This is a genomic window from Acinetobacter sp. ANC 3832, assembly GCF_002135415.1.
Classification (GTDB): Bacteria; Pseudomonadota; Gammaproteobacteria; order Pseudomonadales; family Moraxellaceae; genus Acinetobacter.
The window spans coordinates 91,115-115,623 of the sequence record NZ_NEGJ01000009.1 but is presented as its reverse complement, the minus strand read 5'-3'; the positions used below and the strand labels follow the sequence as shown (position 1 = coordinate 115,623).

Below are 24,509 nucleotides of genomic sequence, written 5' to 3'. Positions count from 1 at the left end.
AGATACTTCTTTCATATCCTTTATAAAAATAGGGCTCCTGTTCCTGCTCCAATTAGCATTAACCAAACTGGGTGAACATTTCTAAATAAACTTAGGCAAGCGACCACAGCGACAATAACAACCAATAAAACATTCTGTGCAGAAGCGCCTGCAATAATCCATGCACTGACCAAAACCAATCCCACGGTAATCGGTTTCAATGCTTTTTCAAATTTGGTACGCAAAGGATTGTCTTTAAAGCTATTCCAAAATTTAAGTGCAAAGATGGTAATGATTGATGATGGTCCAAACTTCGCTAAAGAGGTGACCAGTAAACCCATTGGTCCTGCGACATGCCAGCCGACCAAGGGCACAATCATCATATTCGGTCCCGGAGCGGCTTGTGCCATGGCAAACATGGAGCTGAATTGCTCAGCTGTCATCCATTGATGTACAGTCACGACCTGATATTGCATCTCGGGTAAAATGGCATTACCACCCCCAAAAGCCAACAATGAAAGTTGAGTAAAAACAAGAGCTAGGGCAACGAGAAGATAAAGCATGTTTTTACTCCTGTGTTTTTTTAGGTTGTTGAGCCATAAGAATCATCATGTTTATGCCCATTAAAATCACTAAAGTCAGTGCCAATGGCAGCTTAATCAACAACATAAAAATGATGGTTAATGCGATAGTGAAGTAGGTCAGCTTTTTTTTCATAATCGGTTTAAGCATTTTTAGACCCGTCGCAAATAACAAACCTGCTGCTGCAGCAGCTAAACCCTCAATCATATGTTTTACAGTTGGAATTGACTGAAATTGTGCATAAAGTTGATATAAGCTAATCACGATAATAGTTGGTGCTAGCATTAATCCAAAGACGGCACTGATTGCGCCTTTAATACCTTGAAAATCATAACCAATTGCTACTGCCATGTTGACAATATTACCGCCAGGGAGGATTTGGCAAACGCCCAATAAATTGGTAAATTCTTCAGCATTAAGCCACTTTTGATCTTCAACAATTAAGCGATGCGCTAAAGGTAATACCCCGCCAAAACCCATTAAGCCAAGTTTCATAAAACCTGAAAATAAAGCTTTGCAATCTGGAATATCTTGTAAGTGTTCCATTGGAATTGCTTCAGTATTCATGCTTCGCCTCATATATGTTTTGCTTGGATGAAAATCGTGTGTTTGATTAAATCTTGAGGCGAGTATGCGCTTGTTTAGATATGTTGAAAAATGCTATTTTTGCTGTGATCCATATCAATAAAGTATGAGTAAGGCAGGAATGATTGATATTCATAAATTGAATGCTTTTGTGGTTGTAGTAGAGGAAAGCAATATTTCCCGTGCTGCTGTCCGTTTAAATATGCAACAACCGCCTTTAACTCGAATGATCAAAAGTTTAGAAGATGAGTTAAAGGCGACTTTACTTAAACGGTTACCTCGTGGAGTTGAGGTAACGGAAGCAGGCAAGGCTTTGTACCAAGAAGCATTAACGATCTTGGCTCATGCTCAAGCAATTCCGAAGCGAGTGCAAAATATCGCGCAAGGTTTAGAAGGGCAGATGAGTATTGGATTCACCAACTCTGTGGGTCTACATCCATTTTTACCTGCATTATTACGTAATTTTCGTGAAGCCTTTTCTGCAGTTTCTATTCATTTGGAAGAGGATGGCAGTAGCTCTCTGATTGACTCTATTATTAATGAAAAGAATGATATTGTTTTTCTACGTAAACCTGCACCCATCGGTTTGGGTTTAACCAGTTTACATGTGTTAGATGAGCCTTTAATTGTGGCTTTACCGAATAACCATCCACTGGCAGTGCAACAAGATGCCATTCATATCTTAGATTTAGAGCCCTATGATTTTGTGTTATATCGCCGTTTAGCAGGTCAGGATTTGTTTGATAATATTTTGGCCAGTTGTTATCAGGCGGGATTTAGTCCGAAAATTGTGCAGGAAGCACCACGTCTAACGTCTAGTTTAAATTTGATTGCAGCAGGCATTGGCTTATCGATTGTTCCTGAGGCGATTCGAGATTTTTGGAATAAGCAAATTATCTATAAAACTTTACATGCAGATACGCCGTGTATAGCCCCAATTTATGCGGTGTATAAACAGGATTTTGATCACATTCGTTTAAGTCATATTTTGAATTTATTGAAATAGTTTAAAGCAAGAAATGTTGTTTAATTCATGCTTTTGACTCTAAGTGTTTTTTAATTGGTGTTTATTGTGGATTTTAAATAATCAGTCATATTTGTCTATGATTAAATAAACAATAAAATCAATATTTTGACTCTGTTCTTTTACTTGTTTTTCATATATTTTCAGAGCTTCAAAAGAATAGAGAATAGAGCTGTGAATTTAAAAACATTCATCCTGATTGGTGGGATTGGCATTGCTTTACATGGTTGTACGAGCCTTGATCATTTGAATGTAGATTCATTTAAAAGTTATGCTTCGCCTCAAGAATTAATTACACAAAAAAAGCTAAATGGTCAAAATGGGGATGCACAAGAATACGTTTATTCTTGGGGGGCGCATGGAGGTGATAAAGAGGTTCAATCTTTATATCCTAAAAAATATTTAAGTGCTTATTGTGCCGCCAAAGGGGGTAAGTTTTCTCCAGTATATAAAAGTTCAATGAGTTTGGTTAAAGATCATTGGGCGAAGAAATTATTGGCAACCTATAGCAGTGTGAAACTAGGTATAGGTGCTTACCGATGTGTACAGAGTGATGGACAGAATTGGATCGTGTCTATTGAGCCTGTTGCAGAGCGAAAATTAGATGAGGCCAATGAAACGCGTGTGGTGAAACTTCAGACTCGAATTATGAGTTTAGATGAAAGTAAAAAATTCTATGAAAATATTGGTTCGGCAAATAATGTTGTCGCTAAAAAGAAGAATAACAATAACCAAGTGGTTAAAGCAGTTACAGCTCCAGTTGTAGAAAAAGTAGTCCCTTTAAAAAATATTGAAGCCAAAAAAGAGACAAAACAAATTCCAGAATTACCGATTAAACAACCTGAGAAAGTGATTGAAACTCCTCAGCAACAACAGCTAAAAGCTTATGTGGTTGCACGTAGAGATTTAGCCAATGGTAAAAATCAGGTCAATGCCTGTAATAATGCGCAATATGCTTATAATCTTGGAAAGTTGCAAAATGCAGGTGGAACCAATGTTTATGCTGAATCAGGTGTACTTGTTGCGCGTTGTTTAATCAATGTTCCAAGTTATAGCAGTCGTTTTGCGAATCCTAAGGTGCGTGCAAAAACGATTTTACAAAGTTTAGCGAGTAATCAAAATCATGCTGGGGCGAAGCATTTGTTGAGCCAGATAAAGTAAATCTAGTGGGATGATTTTGAGTTTTACTCACGTTTAAGTTTCAACTTTGAGATATTCAGTTTACAGAGTCATAACACGTGAATAGTGGGGATGTGTGGTACAAAGAATTTGATTTTGTATGAGTATTCTCCTTATGTCACACCGTATTTCTGTTGTTCTTCGCCAAAGGTTTTCATTGATGAGCCGTTCTGTATTGATGGCTGTGACCTTATTGGGGGCTATGCAATTCGCCAATGCAGGGCAGGCAGTCAATCAGCTCAGTGAATGTTTGGTGAAATCGACCACCGAAGCAGATAAAACCACAGTATTGCAATGGACGTTTACTGCATTGGCACAGCATCCTGAATTGAAAGCTTTTAGCAATGTAACGCCTGAGCAAAAAACCGCTTTAGATAAAAATTTAGCGCAGACGTTACAGCGGATTTTAACGGAACAGTGTTCTACACAAGCGCAAGCTGTGATTAAAGCTGATGGTTTACAAGCTGTTGGTGAGAGTTTTCAGGAGCTTGGTAGTATTACAGGTGAGGAAATTTTGAAAACTCCTGAGATTAAACAGCAGTTAAATGGTGTGGTCAAATATATCGATTTAAATAAGTTGGTAGTGACTTTTTTAACGCCTGATCTTTGGAATAAATTAGGTGTGGTGAGAGGGGAGTGATCCCTCTTGTTTGATTTACAGATTATTAATCTAAAGCAGGTGTTTTGATACAAATACGCTTATAAGTAAACAGCATTGACGCATCTGCTTGAACGGTTTTATCAGGTGGATGGCATTCGTCATAAAAAAGTGCAAACGGGTGGTTTAGGTTTGTCGATTGTGAAGTTGCATGGTGGTTGAGAATAAAGATGAGGGGGGTGTTTAGAGTGGTTTTGGTTGTTTGATTTTTGAAGTAATTTAATAATCATTGATGATTGTAATATGGTAATAGAACCGATAAGAGGAGCGAGGCTTTTGATTTTGGATTGGAAGAGGCTGAAAAATTGAAGAAACTATAAGGAAAATTGGAGTGATTTTTGATTTTAGGGTGATGAATTTAAATATTGAGGATAAAAGAATCAGGTGTTTGAGTGTTTTCTAAGTATTCGTGATAGTTGTGTTTCATTTATAGTGTTAATTAATTTCGTTATAATTAATTTTTCGTATAATCAAATGACTTACTATGTATTTAAATTTAGTATTGCTAGTTTGTGGCGTTATAGTTTTTATCTTTTTTCTTTGGTTAGCTGAGGCTAAGTGGAATTTATTATATAAATTAATTGAAAGTTTGAAAGAGTTTTGTGAAAATTGCAAAAAAAAGACAAAACTAGAAATCAATATTTGTACCATAGTTTGTGGGGTGGTTTTTGGCTTTATAGTTGTTTTTTCAGGATTTATTTTATGGAATAACTTATATTTGCCTTATTTAGATCAAACTGTTAATTTTCAAAATGGCTCGTTAGTCTTAAAAGAATATCCACAATTAAACTCCGAATCAAAGCAGGGGGAAAAAGAAACTAATCCAATCGGAGATTGGGGAACATTTGGTGATTTTATTGGAGGAACACTAAATCCAATCATTGGTTTTTTTAGTATTTTACTTTTATTTGCTACATGGCGTGTCACTTCGAAAACTTTGGAAGTGAGTAGAACAGAATTGAGAAATAGTAATGAAGTTTTACAAGTGCAACAGTTTGATACTGTATTTTGGGGAATGTTACAGCATTTAAAAAACTTAGAAGCACAATTGGTATTTGTACCTAATGAAAAGGATCAACACGGACAAGAGAAATTCTCAAACTTAGATAACTTATATATAGACATTTTTCTAAGAAATGAAGAACAAGATATTACTGATAAAAGAAAATTAATTTTAATAAATGCTGATGTTTCTCAATATTTTATGTGCATGTTCCAAATTTTCAAGAATATTGATGAAAAAATTGATGATAATAAAACTGATCTAAAAAAATCATATACCAATATATTGAGAGCAAATATACCAATCAAAATTCTTCAACTATTATCGGTTAATTGTTACGATGAATTTCCTAAATATAAAAAATATCTAGAAGATTTTAATTTTTTAGAGCATATGCCATTCTATAGCTTAATTAATGAAAAGAATATAAATTTTATCTTGCTAAAGACTTTATTTAAATATGAATTAAAGGTTCTAGATAAATCTGATTACTTTAAAGAATTTAATAATCATACTGCTCTAGCTTTAATTTTTCCTTTAAAAATTGAAAAGGAAAAATGTTTTATTTTTAAATATTTTTTAATGTTTTATAGAAATGATATAGAAATTCCGTATAAAGATAGGAACGGAGGAAATATAACTTTTATCGTAAAAATAGATTTTAAAAACGAAAAAATTATATTTGAAACTAAAGGTAATAAAGTTATACAAAGTAATAATACCTTTGGTAGTGTATTGTATGATGGACAGCCGAAAGAGGCTGAATTTTTTTTAACACAGAAAGGTGTAGAAATAGTTCTTGTAGTTAACAGCGTATCAATTATCAGAGATGTTATCAATCCTTATTCTAACTAATAAGATAGCCCTAAAAAACCCGCTCTAAAGCGGGTTTTTTTTAAGAAAGATCAGATTAACTAATCAATTTCTTCATTAACTCATTCACTTGAGCAGGGTTGGCTTTTCCTTTAGACGCTTTCATCACTTGACCAACAAGACCATTAAAGGCTTTTTCTTTACCTGCTTTAAACTCTTCAACCATCTTCTCGTTGGCAGCAAGAACTTCCTTAATAATTGCTTCAATCGCACCTGTATCAGTTTCCTGTTTCAAGCCTTTTTCCGCAATAATTTCGTCCGCAGTTTTGCCTTCATCCCACATAAAGCCGAACACTTGCTTCGCAATTTTACCGCTAATGGTATTGTCCACAATACGAGCAACCATGCCACCCAATTGCTCAGCAGAAACAGGCGAATTTTGAAGTTCTAAACTAGCTTTATTTAAAGCGGCAGAGAATTCACCCATCACCCAGTTTGCAGCCAATTTTGCTTGCTTCGCACCACCCGCAGCAACCACAACCGCTTCATAAAAATCAGCCATTTCACGTGACAATGTCAAAACATGCGAATCATATTCAGACAATTGATGCTCTGAAACAAAACGAGCACGACGCGCGACTGGAAGCTCAGGAAGTTCCGCACGGATACGTTCAATTTGCTCATCTGTAATAATCACAGGAAGCAAGTCTGGGTCAGGGAAGTAACGATAATCGTTGGCTTCTTCCTTAGAACGCATTGAACGTGTTTCCATTTTCACAGGATCGAACAAACGTGTTTCTTGTTTGATTGAACCACCATTTTCCAAAATATCCATTTGGCGTTCAATTTCAACATTAATCGCTTGCTCAATGAAACGGAAAGAGTTGATGTTTTTCAATTCACAACGTGTACCAAACTCATTGCCCGGACGACGTAAAGACACGTTACAGTCACAACGGAATGAACCTTCCGCCATGTTACCGTCAGAAATGCCCAACCAACGTACCAATGTGTGAATGGTTTTCACATAAGCAACTGCTTCTTCAACGGAACGCATGTCAGGTTCAGAAACAATCTCAAGCAAAGGCGTACATGCACGGTTTAAATCGATACCTGTCATGCCTGCAACAGCACCATGAATCGATTTACCTGCATCTTCCTCTAAGTGTGCACGTGTAACGCCTATGCGCTTCACAGAGCCATCTTCAAGCTGAATATCGACATGACCTAAGCCAACAATCGGATTGTCCATTTGGCTGATTTGGTAGCCTTTCGGAGAGTCTGGATAAAAATAGTTTTTACGTGCAAACACAGAGGCTTGATCGATATAAGCATCAATCCCTAAACCGAAACGAACCGCTAAATCGACAACGGCTTGGTTCAGTACTGGTAAAACACCCGGCATTGCCAAATCAACAAGACTGGCTTGCGTATTTGGGTCTTGACCAAATTCAGTCGAAGAACCTGAGAAAATTTTAGTCTTGGTTTGTAGTTGTGTATGGATTTCTAAACCAATCACCACTTCCCAACCATCAATAAGCTTCGCCATTATGCTTTCTCCTCAGCAATTGCCGCACGTTTGGTATGCCAATCGGTTGCTTGTTGGTACTGATGTACCACAGACAATAATTGAGATTCTGACCAATAGTTACCAATGAGCTGTAAGCCAACAGGTAAGTTGTTTGAATCAAAACCAACAGGCGCATTAATTGCAGGTAGACCTGCCAAGTTAACTGCGATGGTGTAGATATCACCCAAGTACATTTCAACAGGATCTAAAGACGCACCAATTTTATAAGCAGTGGTCGGTGCTGATGGAGCAGCAATTACATCGACATTTTCAAATGCTTTTAAGAAGTCTTGTTGAATTAAACGACGTACTTTTTGTGCTTTCACATAATACGCATCGTAATAACCCGCAGATAACGCATAGGTACCAATCAAGATACGACGTTGAACTTCTGCACCAAAACCTTCTGAACGTGAACGTTTATAAAGGTCTTCTAAATCAACAGGATTTTCACAACGGTAGCCATAACGAACGCCGTCATAACGTGACAAGTTTGAAGATGCTTCAGCAGGGGCAATCAAGTAATAGGTTGGTACATAGCTTTCAACCATGTCGAGATCAATCTCAACTAGAATTGCGCCCATGTCTTGTAATTTTTTCAATGATTCTTCAACACGTGCTTTAACTTCAGCATCTAAGCCTACAACGTTAAAGTATTGTTTCGGAATACCAATGCGTAAGCCTTTAACCGCTGTGTTATTCAACTGAGCAACATAGTTATCAACTTCTTTATTAACTGAAGTTGAATCTTTTTGGTCATGACCTGCAATCACATCCATCAGGTAAGCACAATCTTCAGCAGAACGTGCCAATGGCCCGCCTTGATCGAGTGATGATGCATACGCAATCATACCGAAACGAGACACACGGCCATACGTTGGTTTTAAGCCTGTAAGACCACAAAAAGATGCAGGTTGACGAATTGAACCTCCTGTATCTGTACCTGTTGCAAAAGGTGCAAGATCAGCAGCCACAGCCGCAGCAGAACCACCAGAAGATCCACCCGGAACATGACTTAAGTTCCACGGGTTTGCCGTTGCGCCGTAATAAGAATTTTCAGAGGTTGATCCCATGGCAAATTCGTCCATGTTCACTTTACCTAAAGTTACTAAGCCTGCTTGTTTTGCTTTAGCGACCACTGTTGCATCATAAGGCGAGATAAAATTATCCAGCATTTTTGAACCCGCAGAGGTACGAATACCTTGCGTACAGAAAATATCTTTATGTGCAAGTGGTACACCTGTTAAAGCGCCTGACATGCCAGATTTGAGTAAGCCATCTGCGGCATCTGCTTGGAGGAGTGCTTGTTCGGCAGTAACTGTTACATAAGATTTAACTTGTGCATCAATTTTTGCAATACGGTCTAAATAATGTTGCGTCAATTCACGTGAAGAAAACTGAGCAGTTTTTAGACCTTCAGCCATTTCACGAATCGATAAACGGTGTAAATCAGTCATGAGTACAATTCTTTACGATTAAATTTAAAAATAGGTTCAACTGATTGTAAATTATTCAATCACACGAGGGACAAGGTACAAACCATCCTGAACAGCAGGAGCAATCGCTTGATATTCTTCGCGATGATTACTTTCAGTCACCACGTCTTGGCGTAATGGTTGTGGATGGTCGAAAGGGCTCTTTAATGGCTCAATACCATCGGTATCAATGCCTTTTAAGCTTTCCATCATTCCTAAGATTTTATTTAAACTTTGAGCATATTCAGCAGATTGCGTTTCATTCAATGACAATCGAGCAAGATTGGCAATGCCCGAAACAGTTTGTGCATTTAAGTCTGCAGGATGCTGAGCATCTGATGTTGTCATGATGTCTTACCTAATCAGTATTAAAAAATTTCAAAATATCATGCGTTATAATAAGCGATTGACTTGTTCAAAGCATCACATTTAGTTAAAGTTGCCATCTTGCGTCCACATAAAGTTTAACTGAGAACGACCCGTGATTCTAAAACGACTAATTGGCTTGTTTTCGCCAGATCTTGCCATTGATTTAGGCACTGCTAATACACTTATTTATGCACCAGGACGGGGCATTATATTAAATGAACCGACAGTTGTGGCGATTCGTCACAGTGGTTCACAGAAAATTGTTGCTGCTGTAGGTTTAGATGCTAAGCGCATGCTTGGCCGTACACCAGCAAATATTTCTGCAATCCGTCCAATGAAAGATGGCGTAATCGCAGATTTTGAAGTCACTGAAACCATGTTAAATCAATTTATTGGTAAAGTGCACGAAAAACGTTTATTCCCACCTGCACCCCGTGTTGTGGTCTGTGTACCTTGCAAATCAACTTTAGTTGAACGTCGTGCCATTCGTGAAGCTGTGTTTAATGCAGGTGCACGTGATGTACGCTTAATTGAAGAGCCTATGGCTGCTGCAATTGGTGCGGGTATGCCAGTAGAACAAGCATGTGGTTCAATGGTTGTTGATGTTGGTGGCGGTACCACTGAAATTGCGATTATTTCACTTCAAGGTTGTGTCTACGCAGACTCATTACGTATTGGTGGCGATGTATTTGATGAGCAAATCATTAATTATGTGCGTAAAGCACATGGTTGCGTGATTGGTGAAACCACTGCTGAAATTATTAAAAAAGAAGTGGGTATGGCTCTTCCAGATGGCACAACTTTAGAAATTGAAGTTCGTGGTCGTAATTTGGCTGAAGGTGTACCTCGTGCAATTACTGTCACTTCAGATGAAATTTGCCAAGCAATTTCAGATCCATTACAAAGCATTGTTTCTGCTGTGAAATCTGCATTAGAGCAAACACCTCCTGAATTGTCATCTGATATTGCCGAACGCGGTATTGTATTGACAGGCGGTGGTGCATTGTTACGTAACCTTGATAAATTGCTTGCACAAGAAACGGGCTTGCCTGTGGTTGTTGCTGAAGATCCTTTAACTTGCGTTACTCGCGGTGGCGGTAAAGTATTAGAGTTCTTTGATAATCCTAACCACGATATGCTTTTTGTAGGCTAAGCTAAGGACGAGGCGGTGCAACCGAATCTCTTTTCAAGACAACCGCCATCTTTTCGCTCTTTCATCATTGCAGTGATCACATGTTTTGTTGTGCTTTTTTTCAACTGGCGCATGCCGCATGTGATTCAACCTGCAAGAGATGTCTTGTACGCAGCATATAATCCAATATATGCCCTTGCAAGCTATCCTGTATTGTCGAAAGAATGGCTGAATCAACAAACCAAATCTGAAGCACAGCTTCGTCGTGAAAATACGGCAATGCAAGCTGAACTGCTACAGGCTCAAGTGCGTCTGCAAAAACTTTCTGAACTTTCTGCTGAAAATACGCGTTTACGCGGACTTTTAGACACGCCATTGATTATAGATGGACGAATGGAAATTGCAGAAGTGATTGGTACAGATGCCGATCCTTTACGCCATATTATTGTGATTAATCGCGGTTCTTATAGTCATTTAAAAGTGGGGCAAACTGTTTTAGATGATAAAGGTGTGATGGGTCAACTGATCAGTGTATATCCGCACAGTAGTCGAGTCATGTTGCTGTCAGATAAAGAACATTCATTGTCTGTGCGACTTGAAAACTCAGGTATGCGCGCTATTGTTTCAGGCACAGGTGATTTGGGTCGTCTGAAAATGGAATATGTACCGACCAGCGCCAATATTAAAGTGGGTGATAAAGTATATAGTTCAGGTTTAGGGCAACATTTCCCTGCAGGCTATTTGGTGGGTATGGTGTCGAAAGTCATGCGTCACAATACAGGTGAGTTTGCACAGATTGATGTCAAACCTGCCGCACAATTGGCGGGTGGGCATCATGTCGTTGTATTATTTTCCGATTCTTTAGCGATGGAGCAGCCAAATGTTGATCGCTAAAAAATTATCTTCGGAAAAGCAACGTAAAGATCCATTGATCGTGATTATAATTTCAATCGTGATTGGTTCGATTTTAATGGTATATCCTTTGTCATACCCAATTGCTGGTTGGCGACCCCTTTTTATGATGATGATCATGTTGTTTTGGGTGTTGTGTCAGCCAACATGGTGTGGAGTATGGTTTGCATTTATCATGGGGTTATTTACAGACTTATTGCTTGATGCTCCTTTGGGTTTGAATGCCTTGAGCTATGTCACGATTGCTTTCTTTACACGTTATTTTATTCGTGAAAGAAGGGTGCTCACCTTTAGTAATTTATGGGTGATTGCTTCATTGGCGATTTTTGCACATCTGGTGATTATCTTAATGGCGCAAGTGATGGCAGGCGTTCATTTCTCTATCACAAGGCATTGGCAACCTTTACTGACCAGTATTTTATCTTGGCCAGTTCTTTATTATTTTTTAAGAAAATGGCGAATTTAATACTAGCTTCTAGCTCTCCTCGACGCAAAGAACTGCTTCAGCAGTTGGGATTAGATTTTGATATCTATAGTCCTGATATTGATGAATCAGTTCTAGAGGGTGAGCTTGTAGAAGCCTATGTTAAGCGATTGGCTGAGGTGAAGGCACAGGTTGTTTTAGTGACTCATCCTCAAGCCACGATTATTGCTGCAGATACCAGCTTGGCTTTAGATGATAAAATTATCGGCAAGCCTAAAAATAAACAACACGCTTTTGAAATTTGGTCTATGCTATCCAATCGAAAGCATGATGTGCTCACAGGCGTTTGTGTTGCGCACGCTACAAAAACAATCAGCACGGTGGTTCGAACTCAAGTCGAATTTCAAAAACTCAGCCTCAATGACATGGAAGATTATTGGGCGACTGGAGAACCACTGGGAAAAGCAGGCGCGTATGCGATTCAAGGCATTGCTGCACAATACATCCCTCGAATTGAAGGGAGTTATAGCAATGTAGTAGGTTTACCTTTATATGAAACAATACAGTTATTAAAAGCGGTTAAGGCACTAAATTAACCACTGAAAAGAATTTTTATAATGTTTTGAGTTTTGTTATGTCTGACGAGTTATTGATTAACGTCACGCCTATGGAGTGTCGGGTTGCGTTAATCCAAAATGGCACGGTCAACGAGTTGTTTATTGAGCGTACTGTAAAACGTGGTTTAGTCGGCAATGTTTATAAAGGCAAAGTTGTCCGTGTTCTGCCCGGTATGCAGGCTGCTTTTGTAGATATTGGATTATCTCGCACAGCCTTTTTACATATCAATGATATGGTTTGGCCAAAAAACCAGCCAGTTCCTAATGTTTTTGAATTGTTGCAACCTGGGCAAATTCTGACTGTGCAAGTGATGAAAGACATGTTGGGCACGAAGGGTGCACGTTTAAGTACAGATCTTTCCATTCCTTCGCGTTATTTGGTTCTGATGCCGTTTGGTAGTCACATTGGTGTATCGCAGCGTATAGAGTCGGAACAAGAGCGTGATCGCTTACGTTCTATGATTGAACGTATTCAAGCTGAGCATAAATTACCCGGATCAGTGATTGTTCGTACTGCTGCTGAAGGCATTGAGGAAGCTGCCATTGCTCAAGATATGGCGTATTTGGCTAAACTTTGGGAATATATTCAACGTAAGCAAAAAAATATCATTGTACCTTCATTAATTTTTGAAGAGCTTCCATTACCGCAACGAGTGATTCGTGATTTAGCCAATAATGAAACAGCTAAAATTTCGGTAGATTCTCGTGAAATTCATGCCAAATTAAAAGAATTTGTGGATGAGTTTGTTCCGAATATGCAGAATCGTTTGATTCACTATCCGGGTGAACGGCCAATCTTTGACCTCTATAATGTTGAAGAAGATATTCAAAAGGCTTTGCAAACACGTGTTGCATTAAAGTCGGGTGGGTATTTGATGATTGATCAGACCGAAGCGATGACTACTATTGATGTGAATACAGGTTCATATGTGGGTGGGCGATCATTAGAAGATACGGTATTTAAAACCAATATGGAGGCAACTCAAGTCATTGCTCGTCAATTAAGACTACGCAACTTGGGTGGCATCATTATTATCGACTTTATTGATATGCAGGAAGCAGCGCATCGAAATGAAGTCATGTGTCAGTTTGACAAAATGCTTGAACGCGATCATGCAAAGACCAAAATCACCCAAGTTTCAGAGTTGGGTTTGGTTGAAATGACACGTAAAAGAACACGTGAATCACTTGAGCATTTGTTATGTGAATCATGTCCGACTTGTCAAGGACGCGGATATGTGAAAACAGCGGAGTCAGTATGTTACGAAATTTTTCGAGAAATTTTAAGATATGCTCGTGCTTATGAATCACAGACTGGCTTTACTGTTGTTGCCCATCCATCTGTTATCGATCGCCTATTAACAGCAGAAGCCCCAGCTGTCGCGGATTTAGAGCATTTTATTAGTCGAGTGGTGAAATTCCAAGTCGAAAATTTATATACACAAGAGCAATACGATATCATTCTGAGTTGAAATTGTAACAGAATATCGTTAAACACTTGTTACATCTGAAATTTTACTTTTATTCGCGATTTTACAATACTAATTACAACAAGTAGCCAAAGACAATCTCCCTGTATAAAGTCTTAGCAAGTGAGGTCAAGAATGAATATAAGTGAACAAGTAATCAATAGCGGTTTAAGTCATGTATTAGACGGTAAAAAGAAAAATACATGCGTCATGCTTGATGATAGCGGTAAAGAAGTACAAATTACGAAAGATATGGTGGTTTCAGTATGTCATCAACTTTTGAATAAATGTCGTAATGTAAAAAATTAAGGGACTGTTTTAAAGTCCCCTAATTGATAAAATTGAGCCTATTTTATAGGCTTTATTTGTTTTTAACCGTTGCAGTTTCAGCATCTTTTGTTGCAATGAGTTTTTCAAAACGTTGAATTTCAGTCTCTAAATGAGTCAGTAAGTTCTGCATTTTTGGCAAAGTATTACGACAACCTGTTAAGCCCACTTCAAGTTTATCTAAATAACTGGTCATGGTGATGTTCAGCGCTTGTCCGTCCAATACAATGGATGCAGGGTAGAGTGCATCCAATCTTGCACCATTCCAATACAATGGTTCTTTTGGTCCCGGAACATTCGAGATAATCACATTAAAAGCTTGGCGTTTTGGCATGATGCCCGATGCGATATTTAGTCCTGCTGGCCCATAAACAAACGCACTGTAATTTAAAATTTGATTTGCACTCATGCGTTTAAAGCGATTTTTCGAATTTTGAACACTACGCTTAATAATCTCTAAGCGTTCTATCGGGTCTTCTTTGTGTGTACCTAAGTTGGCAAGAATCATAGTGATTCGATTACTGACTTCAGAATCATCATCGCGGACTGATGCAGGTACCATTGCAATCAGTGGCTTTTTCGGCAATGCATCTTGTGTGATTAAATATTCACGTAATGCACCAGAACATACTGCAAGCACCACGTCATTAATGGTTACACCCAAAGCCTTTGAAATATCACGGAAACGGTCCAAATCAAAAGATTGAGCTGCAAAACGTCGAGAAGAACTCACACGTTGGTTGAATAAACTACTCGGTGCTTGAAAACTCGAAACATAATCAGGGTTTTTGCCCATCTCTTTAAAGACGGTTTGAAACAATTCTTGCGTAACTTTAGGGGTAGCTTCAAGTTGCCCCTTAATCGTGGTTAGAATTTTCTTAATTTTGCTGGCTTTGGTTTCTTTTAAGCGTTTGGCACGAGGACCTTCAACACACCAAGGTGGCACAATGCTTTTATCTTCAAGATTTTTAGAAAGCGATTTTTCAACTAAGCGCATGCCTGCAATACCATCCACCATAGCATGATGGATTTTAAAGTACATGGCAAAACGATTGCCTTCAATGCCTTCAATAATATGGCAAGTCCATAACGGTTTAGCACGGTCAATTAAACTACTGTGTTCTTGTGAAATATAGACCAATAATTCACGAATACGCCCTGGATGAGGGAGGGCAATATGGCGGAAATGATGATCAATATCGAACTCCTCATCTTCATCCCAAAACAGACCACTTAGACGATTGTTAAATGGTGCGATTGGTTTTGATTTTGAACTACGAATATCTGCAACAAGATCTTGAATAAAAGTCGAAGGTGCGTGTTCAGGAATTTGAAATAAAAAAAGACCACCAACATGCATTGGCTGTTGGCGTTTTTCTAATGTAAGAAAGATTAAATCAATTGGGTGTAATGGGCGCATGGTTTTGGTTTGCCTCACTGCAAAATCAACAACAGCTCATGTATGAGTGCTGGCTTTTTAGAATTATAAATCTGAATCTTAAGTATAGTGCTTTTTGTAGAAAAAAATCTAAAAAAATAATGAATTGATAGTTTAGAAAAAAGCCAAAGAATATCAATGGCTTTATTTTACTATTATTTTTTTAAGTTTCCTGCATGTAAGCCACATTCTTTATGTGTAGCTTCTTCCCACCACCAACGACCTTCACGTTCATGTTGATTTGGCAAAACTGGACGAGTGCAGGGTTCACAACCAATTGAAACAAAACCTTTTTCATGTAGTGCATTGTATGGCACTTCCATCATACGAATATAGCTCCATACCTCGTCGCTTGACCAGTTTGCCAGTGGATTGTATTTAATCAATTGCTTGCCTTCACCAGAAAAGCCTACATCCGCTTGAATCACTGGGATTTCATCACGTGTTCCTGGGCTTTGATCTTTACGTTGCCCTGTAATCCAACCGTCTAAAGTGGCAAGTTTTTTACGTAAAGGTTGTACTTTACGAATCCCACAGCATTCCTGATGACCATCTTCAAAAAAACTAAACAAACCTTTATTTTTCACAAATGTTTGTACGGCTTCTGATTCAGGAAAACAAATTTCAATCTCAATATTATAATGTTTGCGAACTTTTTCAATAAATTGATAGGTTTCCGAATGCAAACGTCCTGTGTCTAAGCTAAACACACGAAATGGTTTGCCTAAGTGAGATGCCATATCAATTAAAACGACATCTTCTGCACCAGAAAAGGAAAGTGCAATTTCACCTTCTTGGTTTAAGGCTAAAGCTAAAATTTCAGAAGGCGACTGATCTGCATATTCAGCAGCAAGCGCATCTATAATATCAACGGTTGGTATGGCAGTCATTTCTGCTCCTGGCAACTAGCTTGGAAGCTATTTATATATTGAAATTCATCGTATTTTAAAGTAAATGAAATATTCTGCTTAGCACTTAAAAATAGATACTTATGAATAATATTGATTTAAAAATCTACAGCTACAAAAGTAATTCTTAATGCTATGATAGTGCAAATTTTTTCACCAACATTCGGGAGAACCCATGGAAATCGTTTGTCTAGATCTTGAGGGTGTATTGGTTCCAGAAATCTGGATCAATTTTGCAAAAAAAACAGGTATTAAAGAATTAGAAGCAACCACTCGTGATATTCCAGACTATGATGTGTTAATGACACAACGTCTGAATATTTTAAAAGAACATGGCTTAGGTTTGAATGATATTCAAGCTGTGATTGCAGATATGGGACCCTTTCCTGGTGCAAAAGAATTTGTAGAATGGATTCGTACGCATTTTCAGTTGATTATTCTTTCTGATACTTTTTATGAATTTGCTCATCCTTTAATGAAACAATTGGGCTGGCCAACCATTTTTTGCCATAAGTTAGAAACTGATGATAATGGTATGATCACGGCGTATAAATTACGTCAGCCTGATCAAAAACGTGAAGCGGTAAAAGCTTTACATGGTTTGAATTACCGTGTGATTGCAGCAGGCGATTCGTATAATGATACAACGATGCTTGGTGAAGCAGATGCAGGCTTCTTGTTTGATGCCCCTGCTAATGTGATTGCAGAATTTCCACAATTCCCACCAATTCATGGTTATGAAGCATTAAAGCAAGCAATTCGTAATGCTTCTGTACGAGATATTCCTGCTTAACAATTCGATTAAAAAAAAGCGCATTCTGTTGCGCTTTTTTTTATGAAATTGTCACAAATTTGAAGCATACTTGCGTCATATCACTTGAATGCAGGTTAGTTGCATGAATACCGCAGTTAGCAATACACCCATAGAATATACTTATAACGAACGATACATTAATCGTGAGCTTTCAATTTTAGATTTTCATTTACGTGTACTTGAGCAGGCTGTAGATCCATTACATCCACTGTTAGAGCGTATGAATTTTTTATTAATTTTTTCTCGAAACATGGATGAATTTTTTGAAATTCGTGTTGCAGGTGTGATGGAGGAGTTGACACTGGGGAATGAAAGCCGTACTCCAGATGGTTTGACACCAAAACAAGTATTAGAAGAAATTTCTAAAACAACGCATGAAGCAATAGAACGTCAATATCGTATTTTAAATGAAGAAATTTTTCCAAAGTTGCGTGAAGCAGATATTTGTTTTTTACGCCGTGGAGAGTTAACGCCTGCTCAGTCTGTTTGGATTAAAAAATATTTCCAAGAACAGGTTGCACCCGTTTTAACTCCAATCAGTTTAGATCCTGCTCATCCATTTCCTCGATTAGTAAATAAAAGTTTAAATTTTATTGTGACTTTAGAAGGTAAAGATGCTTTTGGTCGTCAAATCGATTTAGCAGTCGTTCCTGCGCCACGTTCATTACCGCGTGTTGTTCGCTTACCAGATGAATTAACAGGTGGAAAAGAACACTTTGTAATGTTATCTGCAATCATTCATGAACATGTATCAGATTTATTCCCAGGGATGACGGCAACAGGTTGCTATCAATTCCGTGTTACCCGTAATGCCGATTTAGCACTCAATGAAGATGTTGAAGATTTAGCAAAAGCATTAAAAGGTGAATTAAGTTCACGCCGTTTTGGTCGTGCAGTTCGTTTGGAAGTTACTGAAAATTGTCCAAAACATATTTATGAATATCTTTTAGATGAGTTCGATTTAGAAGAAGAGCAATTGTATCGTGTTGATGGCCCAGTGAATTTAGCACGTTTAGTTTCGAATTTTAAACGCCCCCATCTTCGTTATGACTCTCATGTGCCAGCAATTCCAAAAGTACTGAAAAAGACTGAGAATATTTTTTCTGCGATGCAAAAGCAGGATATTTTACTACACCATCCATTTGAATCTTTTGCACCAGTCATTAATCTATTGCGTGAAGCTGCACGAGATCCGCAAGTACTTGCGATTAAGCAGACTTTATATCGTAGTGGTGCAGATTCTGAAATTGTACAAGTATTGGCGGAAGCAGCACGTAATGGCAAAGAAGTTACAGCTGTCATTGAGTTACGTGCTCGCTTTGATGAAGAATCCAATATTGCAGTAGCAAACGTTCTTCAAGAAGCGGGTGCGGTAGTTGTTTACGGCATTGTCGGTTATAAAACCCATGCTAAAATGATTTTGGTTGTACGCCGTGAGAATAATAAATTAGTTCGTTATGTACATTTAGGTACAGGTAACTATCACGCAACCAATGCACGAATCTATACAGATTATGGTTTGCTCACAACTGAAAAAGAGCTATGCGAAGATGTGCATCGTATCTTCCAAGAACTAACAGGTATGGGGAAAATGGCGAAGCTTAAAAAGCTTTTACATGCACCTTTTACTTTACATGCACAATTGATTGCTTTCATTGAAGATGAAATTGCCAATGCCAAAGCAGGCAAACCTGCGCAAATTATTGTGAAGGTTAATGCGTTAACTGAAGTGCAACTGATTAATAAATTATATGAAGCTTCACAGGCAGGTGTGCAAATTGATTTGATTATTCGTTCGATTTGTTGCTTACGTCCAGGGCTACCTAACTTATCTGAAAATATTCGTGTTCGTTCAATTGTCGGACGTTTCCTTGAGCATACACGTGTTTACTATTTTAGTAATGCAGGTAATCCACGTATTTACTGTTCGAGTGCGGATTGGATGGATCGTAATCTATTTAATCGTGTCGAAGTCTGTTTCCCAATTGAAGATCCAGCATTGAAAAAACGTATCTATCAACAAGGTTTGGTCAACTACCTTCAAGATAATCAAAGAGCTTGGTTGTTACAAGGTGATGGGACTTGGATGCGTGTGAAGATGAAAGAAGGGGAAGAACCCCATAATGCTCAGCAGATATTATTAAACACGATTGTTGGCTAATCATTGTGATTTGAATTTCTGAGTTTTCCAAATTTGGGGAGCTCAGAGGGGTTAAATGTATATACAAATTGGATTTTTTTGAATTAAATAAAATATTATAATAAAAAGTAAATGAATAAAATTTAGTAAAATAAGAGTTGAGATAACTGAATTATAATAGTATTTAATTTTAAATCATGTGTTTAAATAAAAGTAAATTAGAAATAAAAACCTCAAATATGATAATGAGGACTTTTTGAAGATGCGCTCTTTTGAGCAAGTTTTTGATAAATATGTTTAATATCACCATCAATATGATGTTTCGATAACGAAAATTGCGTAGAAATTTCTTTATTGCTAAAACCTTGAGAGACTAACGTCAGTATTTTAATTTCATGGGCAGATAAAGTGTGTTGATGATTCATTTGATTTGAATCTTGTGAATTAATCGAATCAGACTGGTCTAGAAAATTTAAGATTTTTTCAGCAATAAAAGGGCTAATCGGCGCTCCACCTCGGAAGATATTCCGAATAGCTAAAGTGACTTCTAAATCATCTCGTTCTTTTAAAACATAGCCAGTTGCACCCATTTTTAAAGCATTGAGAACTGTATCTTCAGTACTCCATGCAGAGATAATGAGAATTGACGTTTGAGGATTATTTTGCTTTAAAAGGGAAATTAACTCTATGCCATTACCATCAGGTAGACCTAAATCAAGCAAAGTAAAATGAGGTGAATTTAATGCAATTCTTAATTTTGCATCTTGAATGCTTGCAGAAATTAAGATCTGATTTATTGAATATCCTAAAGATAAAAGGATTCCTTTTAATCTGATTTGAATCAGTGGGTCATCTTCTACAATAAGCACAGGTATGGCTAGGGTAATTTCATCAGGCATGGTCTTTCTCACAACATATATAATTTTATTTTATAGGATTACATTGTAATACTTGACCACATTTCTCAATCCCTAAAACTGGGTATATTTATACATAAAATTAAATTTAAGTCTTTGTTAGAATTGGTAAAAATAATTATTTTAATTTTAATTATATAAAATTGTTGTTTTTCATAGTACTTGTTGGTTTTAATTTACCAAGTAGTATAATATTGTTGTACCATTTGGGGTGATAATCAATCAATTTTATCTGAATAAAATCATGAATATATCAATTTGTCCTGTAAAATATTTGGTTTTTTGTGATTGATATTGTGTTATTGATTAATAAGAGTACTATTTTATGTTGATCTTATTAGAAGTAAAATTAAAAAATTAGATTAAACATACAAAGTCAGTCCAATGTATAAAGAAAAAAAAGAGTCTGATGACTCCTTTTTTTTCTTTGAATTTATTGATTTACTTTGATGTGATTTTTTGCAAAATTTGCAGTAATACATCAAACTCACTTTGTAGTGGTGTACTTTTTCGTGTAACCAAAGCCAATACGCGAGATGGTGCATTCTCAATTGGTTTGATAATCAATTGCTCATTGTTTTTCAACATATTGGTGTGAATCGCAATTTCAGGCAATAGCGTATAACCTAAATTCGAACTCACCATTTCAACCAATGTCGGCAAAGAGCTGGCTTTTAAACGATGATCATTTTTACGCTCACCAATTGGGCAAACACTCAATGTATGATCACGTAAGCAATGACCTTCTTCCAAAAGCATTAAATGAGACAAATCTAGATCTTCTAAACTTTTCGCATTCACAGCATGATGATCTGCTTTGTTACATACTAGATATAAGCTTTCTTTTGAAACTTCAGCCACTTTCAATCCGCGTGTGTCAAATGGTAGTGCCAACATAATCATGTCTAAATTACCATGCTCAAGTTTTTCTACTATTTTTTCACTTTGCGCTTCATGTAAATGCAATTGAATTTTCGGAAGTTGTTTGTGAACCTCATCTAACAACCGCGACAAAATAAAGGGCGCAATGGTTGGAATAATGCCTAGATGTAAATCACCAGTTAACGGCTCACTCATTTCACGGCTTAAACGCATTAAGTCCTGAGCATCAGCGAGCAGAACACGGGCTCGGGCAACTACTTGTTCGCCTAAAGGGGTTAAACGTACATTTTGGCGATCACGTTCAACGAGTACGCCTCCCAATAAACGTTCAAGCTCCATGATCCCACCCGAAAGTGTAGATTGTGTTACGAATGAACGGCGCGCTGCTTCAGTAAAGTGCAACGTCTCAGACAGTGTCACTAAATATGACAGCTGTCTTAGGGATGGTAATGCAGCCATAGTGTCCTAATGTTTATGATTTAAAGTGGTGAGCAAATAATCCACTAAGTTGAGGAATGAAGTGCGGAGGGATATCATGCCCCATTCCTTCAATTAATTCAAACTTAGCGCCAGATATTGCTTTTGCAACAGCTTTACCATGACTTGGTGGGAGCAAACGATCTTTAGAGCCATGAACAACTAAAGTTGGCTTTTGGATTTGTTTGTCCAGTTGTAGCAATGAGCCTGTACATAATATTGCTAAAAACTGCTGAAGTACACCCGCAGGATGATAACTACGTTGATATAATCTACGCGCAATTTGCATTGCTTCCATTTGGTTGACATAACCAGGGGAACCAATAATCTGAAATAATTTTAAAGAATGATTAATAATGCCTTGCTCATCACGGGATTCAGGCTTACCAATCAAGCTAAAAAGTTGCTTTGGAAAAGGTGGAGGTAACAGAGGTTGATTGTTACTGGTAAAGAGTAAACCGACTTTATCAATTTTCTCTGGATATTTTGCAGAGAGAATTTGAGCAATCATCCCACCCATTGATGCACCAATAATATGGGTTTTTTCTAAACCTAAGCGATCAATGAGTAAGGCGACATCTTCTGCCATATCATAAAGATTATAAGGTGCTCCATCATTTGGGAGGCCTAATGCAAAACGTCCCATCAGTTTATAGGAATTTAGGCGCGGTCCTTTATGGCGAACTTTTGATGACAAGCCAATATCACGATTATCAAAACGAATAACGCGAAAGCCTTGATCAATCAGTGATTTACAAAAAAAATCAGGCCAAAACAGCATTTGAGCACCCAAGCCCATAATTAAGAGAATGGTTGGATTTTCAGGTTTTCCACCAGATTCAACATGGAGTTGAATCCCATTGCCTAAATCAACTTTGGTCTCTTGCATAAAGGATGCATAAGGTGATGTTTGAAACTGAAGTGCGCTATTCATTATTATTTTCCTAAAAAAGGATATTTTGTAGAAAAAATATCCTTTGCATTAAAACCTTAAACAGATACAGGAATCAAGTCCGGAACCAATTTGGTAAGAACTAGACGTTGTTTTCCTGCTGTTGCACCAAGTAAGACAAAACCTCTCAGTGCTCCTTCGGCATCATTGGCTTTAGATAACATACCGTCTTCAAACTCTTCTGTATCCCATGTTACATCCACACCAATAGGTGTCGGGAGTACAGTCAATGGCGCAGCAGGTGTTTTTACAGCTACGGGCATCGCAGGGTAATGTACAGCGGTTGTTTGACCGCTTAATGTTTTTGCCAAAGCACGGGCTTGTTGCATGAGAGGCATCACATAAGGCAATAACATGCCGTTTACTTCTGCACAGTCACCAATTGCATAAATGTCAGTTTGGTTAGTTTCTAATAAACCATTGGTGATAATACCGCGACTGGTTTCGATATGAGCTGTTTTAGCCAAAGCAAGATTTGGCTGTAATCCAATTGCAGACAATACGAGATCTGCCACTAAGCTTTGACCATTTGCTAGAGTGACAATGTAACCACGCTCTGCATGCTTTGATATTTTTTCTACAGTTGTACCCAATGCAAATTGAATACCTGCTTGTTCTAAATTTTCTTGGAAAGCTTGTGCAACATGTGTCGGTAGTAAACGACCCAAAGGTTGTGTTGCTAAGTCAATAACCGTAACTTGATGCCCTGTGTTTTGTAAGTCATTGGCAAATTCACAACCAATTAAACCGGCACCCAGAATCACAACACGCTTGTCTTCGCATTCATTTGAAGTACATGTTGCTAAGTTTTCACGGAAGCTACGATAGTCGATTAAAGAGTTCACCACATGCACATCGTCACTGCCATCACCTGCAATGGCAAGACGAATTGGATTTGCACCCACAGCAAGGATTAGTTTTGAATAGCCTTGTGTAGAAATTTCGCCATTTTTTTCGATGACCAGTTGATGGCGATCTGCTTGGATTTCTTTGACCCAAGTGTGTGCTTCAATTTTCATATTGAGTTGAGCACTCATTTTTTCTGCATCACCTAAGCTAATTTGTTCAGGCGCTTTTTTCCCAACTAAAGCATTGGATAACGTTGGTTTTGCATAATTCACCGCATCATCTGCGCAAATCATGACGAGTTCTTGCTCAGTATTTAATTTACGAAATTCTCGTGCAAGGGTATAACCCGCCATTCCAGAACCAATGATGATGATCGGTTGCATACGATTCTCCAGTATTTTTTAATATTTAAAAGGCGTAAAAAAAGACCATGTTGACATGGTCTTTCATTCTAATTTTAGATTTCTACCATTTCAAAGTCTGCTTTTGAAACACCACAGTCTGGGCATGTCCAATCATCAGGAATATCTTCCCATTTGGTACCTGCTGCGATGCCATCTTGTGGCCAACCTTCTGCTTCGTCATAAATCCATCCACATACGATGCACTGAAATTTTCTCATTCGACTCTCCAAACTCTGACACAGATTTATTCAATAATAATGTCAGAAAAATTCTTTCCACTAAATATGGTGCTATTGATTATGTCTTTAATAGTTACATATTCAACTAAATTTTTACGCAGTTCTATAACTAAAGTAAAGTAATTATCGGAGTTTAACCAACTAAACATAAAGCTGAATGGCTGAGTGTGACAAAAGCAGTGTTGATTAGGCTAATTTAGTTCTTTTTTATTAGACAATAGAATAAGTTGGCTTGAAAAAAACAGTCAATAAATCATTCAATTTAAAATTGGAATCTAATTCAGATGAAATTAAGCTTGGTTTATCAGAGATAAGACTTATTTGACTAAAGTCTAGCTGTGAATTTGAATATTCGTATGTAAAATATGCTC

24 protein-coding genes are annotated in these 24,509 nt (G+C 37.6%); 12 read left to right on the top strand and 12 right to left on the bottom strand.

Going from position 1 to position 24,509, the window contains the following annotated elements:
* Positions 1-20: 20 nt before the first annotated feature.
* The gene (locus tag B9T35_RS13055; RefSeq protein ID WP_086191546.1) at positions 21-542 is read right to left on the bottom strand and encodes a chromate transporter; all 522 of its coding nucleotides are present in this window, start codon (positions 540-542) and stop codon (positions 21-23) included.
* A 4-nt stretch (positions 543-546) separates the two neighbouring features.
* A complete protein-coding gene (locus tag B9T35_RS13050) occupies positions 547-1,128 on the bottom strand; it encodes a chromate transporter (protein ID WP_086191545.1) in 582 nt (193 codons plus the stop codon).
* Between the two features lie 139 nt (positions 1,129-1,267).
* Between B9T35_RS13050 and B9T35_RS13045 the strand changes: the two genes are divergently transcribed.
* The 4 genes from B9T35_RS13045 to B9T35_RS13030 all read left to right on the top strand — a co-directional run bounded on the left by B9T35_RS13045 (position 1,268) and on the right by B9T35_RS13030 (position 5,865).
* Positions 1,268-2,152 carry a LysR family transcriptional regulator gene (locus B9T35_RS13045; RefSeq protein WP_086191544.1) on the top strand — a complete coding sequence of 295 codons (885 nt, stop codon included), beginning with the start codon at positions 1,268-1,270 and terminating at the stop codon, positions 2,150-2,152.
* Positions 2,153-2,344: 192 nt separating this feature from the next.
* Positions 2,345-3,331 (top strand): hypothetical protein, encoded by a 987-nt coding sequence (locus B9T35_RS13040; protein ID WP_086191543.1) that lies wholly within the window; start codon positions 2,345-2,347, stop codon positions 3,329-3,331.
* Positions 3,332-3,464: 133 nt separating this feature from the next.
* Positions 3,465-3,989, top strand: coding sequence for a hypothetical protein (locus tag B9T35_RS13035; protein WP_086191542.1), 525 nt, complete (start codon positions 3,465-3,467; stop codon positions 3,987-3,989).
* A 502-nt stretch (positions 3,990-4,491) separates the two neighbouring features.
* A complete protein-coding gene (locus tag B9T35_RS13030; protein WP_086191541.1) occupies positions 4,492-5,865 on the top strand; it encodes a putative phage abortive infection protein in 1,374 nt (457 codons plus the stop codon).
* A gap of 55 nt (positions 5,866-5,920) precedes the next feature.
* Here B9T35_RS13030 and gatB read toward each other — a convergent pair whose 3' ends face one another.
* The 3 genes from gatB to gatC are packed head-to-tail and all read right to left on the bottom strand — an operon-like array spanning position 5,921 to position 9,216.
* Positions 5,921-7,372, bottom strand: a complete 1,452-nt coding sequence (gene gatB / locus B9T35_RS13025) for an Asp-tRNA(Asn)/Glu-tRNA(Gln) amidotransferase subunit GatB (RefSeq protein WP_086191540.1) — start codon at positions 7,370-7,372, stop codon at positions 5,921-5,923.
* Entirely contained in the window at positions 7,372-8,850 is a 1,479-nt protein-coding gene (gatA, locus tag B9T35_RS13020) for an Asp-tRNA(Asn)/Glu-tRNA(Gln) amidotransferase subunit GatA (RefSeq protein ID WP_086191539.1), read from the bottom strand. Before gatA ends, gatB begins: the two co-directional genes overlap by 1 nt.
* Positions 8,851-8,901: 51 nt before the next feature.
* On the bottom strand, positions 8,902-9,216 hold the full coding sequence (gatC, locus tag B9T35_RS13015; protein WP_086191538.1) for an Asp-tRNA(Asn)/Glu-tRNA(Gln) amidotransferase subunit GatC: 315 nt from the start codon (positions 9,214-9,216) through the stop codon (positions 8,902-8,904).
* 133 nt (positions 9,217-9,349) lie between these two features.
* Here gatC and B9T35_RS13010 point away from each other — a divergent pair, with 133 nt between their 5' ends.
* From B9T35_RS13010 to B9T35_RS18435, 6 genes are all read left to right on the top strand, one after another.
* Positions 9,350-10,390 carry a rod shape-determining protein gene (locus tag B9T35_RS13010; RefSeq protein WP_086191537.1) on the top strand — a complete coding sequence of 347 codons (1,041 nt, stop codon included), beginning with the start codon at positions 9,350-9,352 and terminating at the stop codon, positions 10,388-10,390.
* A gap of 15 nt (positions 10,391-10,405) precedes the next feature.
* The gene (mreC, locus tag B9T35_RS13005; RefSeq protein ID WP_086191536.1) at positions 10,406-11,263 is read left to right on the top strand and encodes a rod shape-determining protein MreC; all 858 of its coding nucleotides are present in this window, start codon (positions 10,406-10,408) and stop codon (positions 11,261-11,263) included.
* Entirely contained in the window at positions 11,250-11,747 is a 498-nt protein-coding gene (gene mreD, locus B9T35_RS13000) for a rod shape-determining protein MreD (protein WP_086191535.1), read from the top strand. Before mreC ends, mreD begins: the two co-directional genes overlap by 14 nt.
* On the top strand, positions 11,735-12,301 hold the full coding sequence (locus B9T35_RS12995) for a Maf-like protein (protein WP_086191534.1): 567 nt from the start codon (positions 11,735-11,737) through the stop codon (positions 12,299-12,301). The genes mreD and B9T35_RS12995 overlap by 13 nt, the downstream gene beginning before the upstream one ends.
* 38 nt (positions 12,302-12,339) lie before the next feature.
* Positions 12,340-13,794 carry a ribonuclease G gene (rng, locus tag B9T35_RS12990; RefSeq protein ID WP_086191533.1) on the top strand — a complete coding sequence of 485 codons (1,455 nt, stop codon included), beginning with the start codon at positions 12,340-12,342 and terminating at the stop codon, positions 13,792-13,794.
* 132 nt (positions 13,795-13,926) lie between these two features.
* Positions 13,927-14,100, top strand: a complete 174-nt coding sequence (locus B9T35_RS18435; RefSeq protein WP_171264281.1) for a PA1571 family protein — start codon at positions 13,927-13,929, stop codon at positions 14,098-14,100.
* A gap of 52 nt (positions 14,101-14,152) precedes the next feature.
* Here B9T35_RS18435 and B9T35_RS12985 read toward each other — a convergent pair whose 3' ends face one another.
* The gene (locus B9T35_RS12985; RefSeq protein WP_086191532.1) at positions 14,153-15,538 is read right to left on the bottom strand and encodes a WS/DGAT/MGAT family O-acyltransferase; all 1,386 of its coding nucleotides are present in this window, start codon (positions 15,536-15,538) and stop codon (positions 14,153-14,155) included.
* A 173-nt stretch (positions 15,539-15,711) separates the two neighbouring features.
* Complete coding sequence (locus B9T35_RS12980) at positions 15,712-16,446, bottom strand: phosphoadenylyl-sulfate reductase (RefSeq protein ID WP_086191531.1); 735 nt, start codon at positions 16,444-16,446, stop codon at positions 15,712-15,714.
* Positions 16,447-16,639: 193 nt separating this feature from the next.
* On the opposite strand from B9T35_RS12980, the gene thrH reads away from it, so the two are divergent.
* Together thrH and ppk1 are read left to right on the top strand one after the other, a co-directional pair.
* Positions 16,640-17,257, top strand: coding sequence for a bifunctional phosphoserine phosphatase/homoserine phosphotransferase ThrH (gene thrH, locus B9T35_RS12975; protein ID WP_086191530.1), 618 nt, complete (start codon positions 16,640-16,642; stop codon positions 17,255-17,257).
* A 103-nt stretch (positions 17,258-17,360) separates the two neighbouring features.
* Positions 17,361-19,439 carry a polyphosphate kinase 1 gene (ppk1, locus tag B9T35_RS12970; protein ID WP_086191529.1) on the top strand — a complete coding sequence of 693 codons (2,079 nt, stop codon included), beginning with the start codon at positions 17,361-17,363 and terminating at the stop codon, positions 19,437-19,439.
* Between the two features lie 212 nt (positions 19,440-19,651).
* Here ppk1 and B9T35_RS12965 read toward each other — a convergent pair whose 3' ends face one another.
* The 5 genes from B9T35_RS12965 to rubA all read right to left on the bottom strand — a co-directional run bounded on the left by B9T35_RS12965 (position 19,652) and on the right by rubA (position 24,117).
* A complete protein-coding gene (locus B9T35_RS12965; RefSeq protein ID WP_086191528.1) occupies positions 19,652-20,317 on the bottom strand; it encodes a response regulator transcription factor in 666 nt (221 codons plus the stop codon).
* A gap of 459 nt (positions 20,318-20,776) precedes the next feature.
* On the bottom strand, positions 20,777-21,676 hold the full coding sequence (gene oxyR / locus B9T35_RS12960; RefSeq protein WP_086191527.1) for a LysR family transcriptional regulator OxyR: 900 nt from the start codon (positions 21,674-21,676) through the stop codon (positions 20,777-20,779).
* 13 nt (positions 21,677-21,689) lie between these two features.
* Positions 21,690-22,628 carry an esterase EstB gene (gene estB / locus B9T35_RS12955; RefSeq protein ID WP_086191526.1) on the bottom strand — a complete coding sequence of 313 codons (939 nt, stop codon included), beginning with the start codon at positions 22,626-22,628 and terminating at the stop codon, positions 21,690-21,692.
* A gap of 56 nt (positions 22,629-22,684) precedes the next feature.
* Entirely contained in the window at positions 22,685-23,878 is a 1,194-nt protein-coding gene (locus B9T35_RS12950) for an NAD(P)/FAD-dependent oxidoreductase (RefSeq protein ID WP_086191525.1), read from the bottom strand.
* A 74-nt stretch (positions 23,879-23,952) separates the two neighbouring features.
* A complete protein-coding gene (rubA, locus tag B9T35_RS12945; RefSeq protein WP_086191524.1) occupies positions 23,953-24,117 on the bottom strand; it encodes a rubredoxin RubA in 165 nt (54 codons plus the stop codon).
* Positions 24,118-24,509 lie beyond the last annotated feature (392 nt).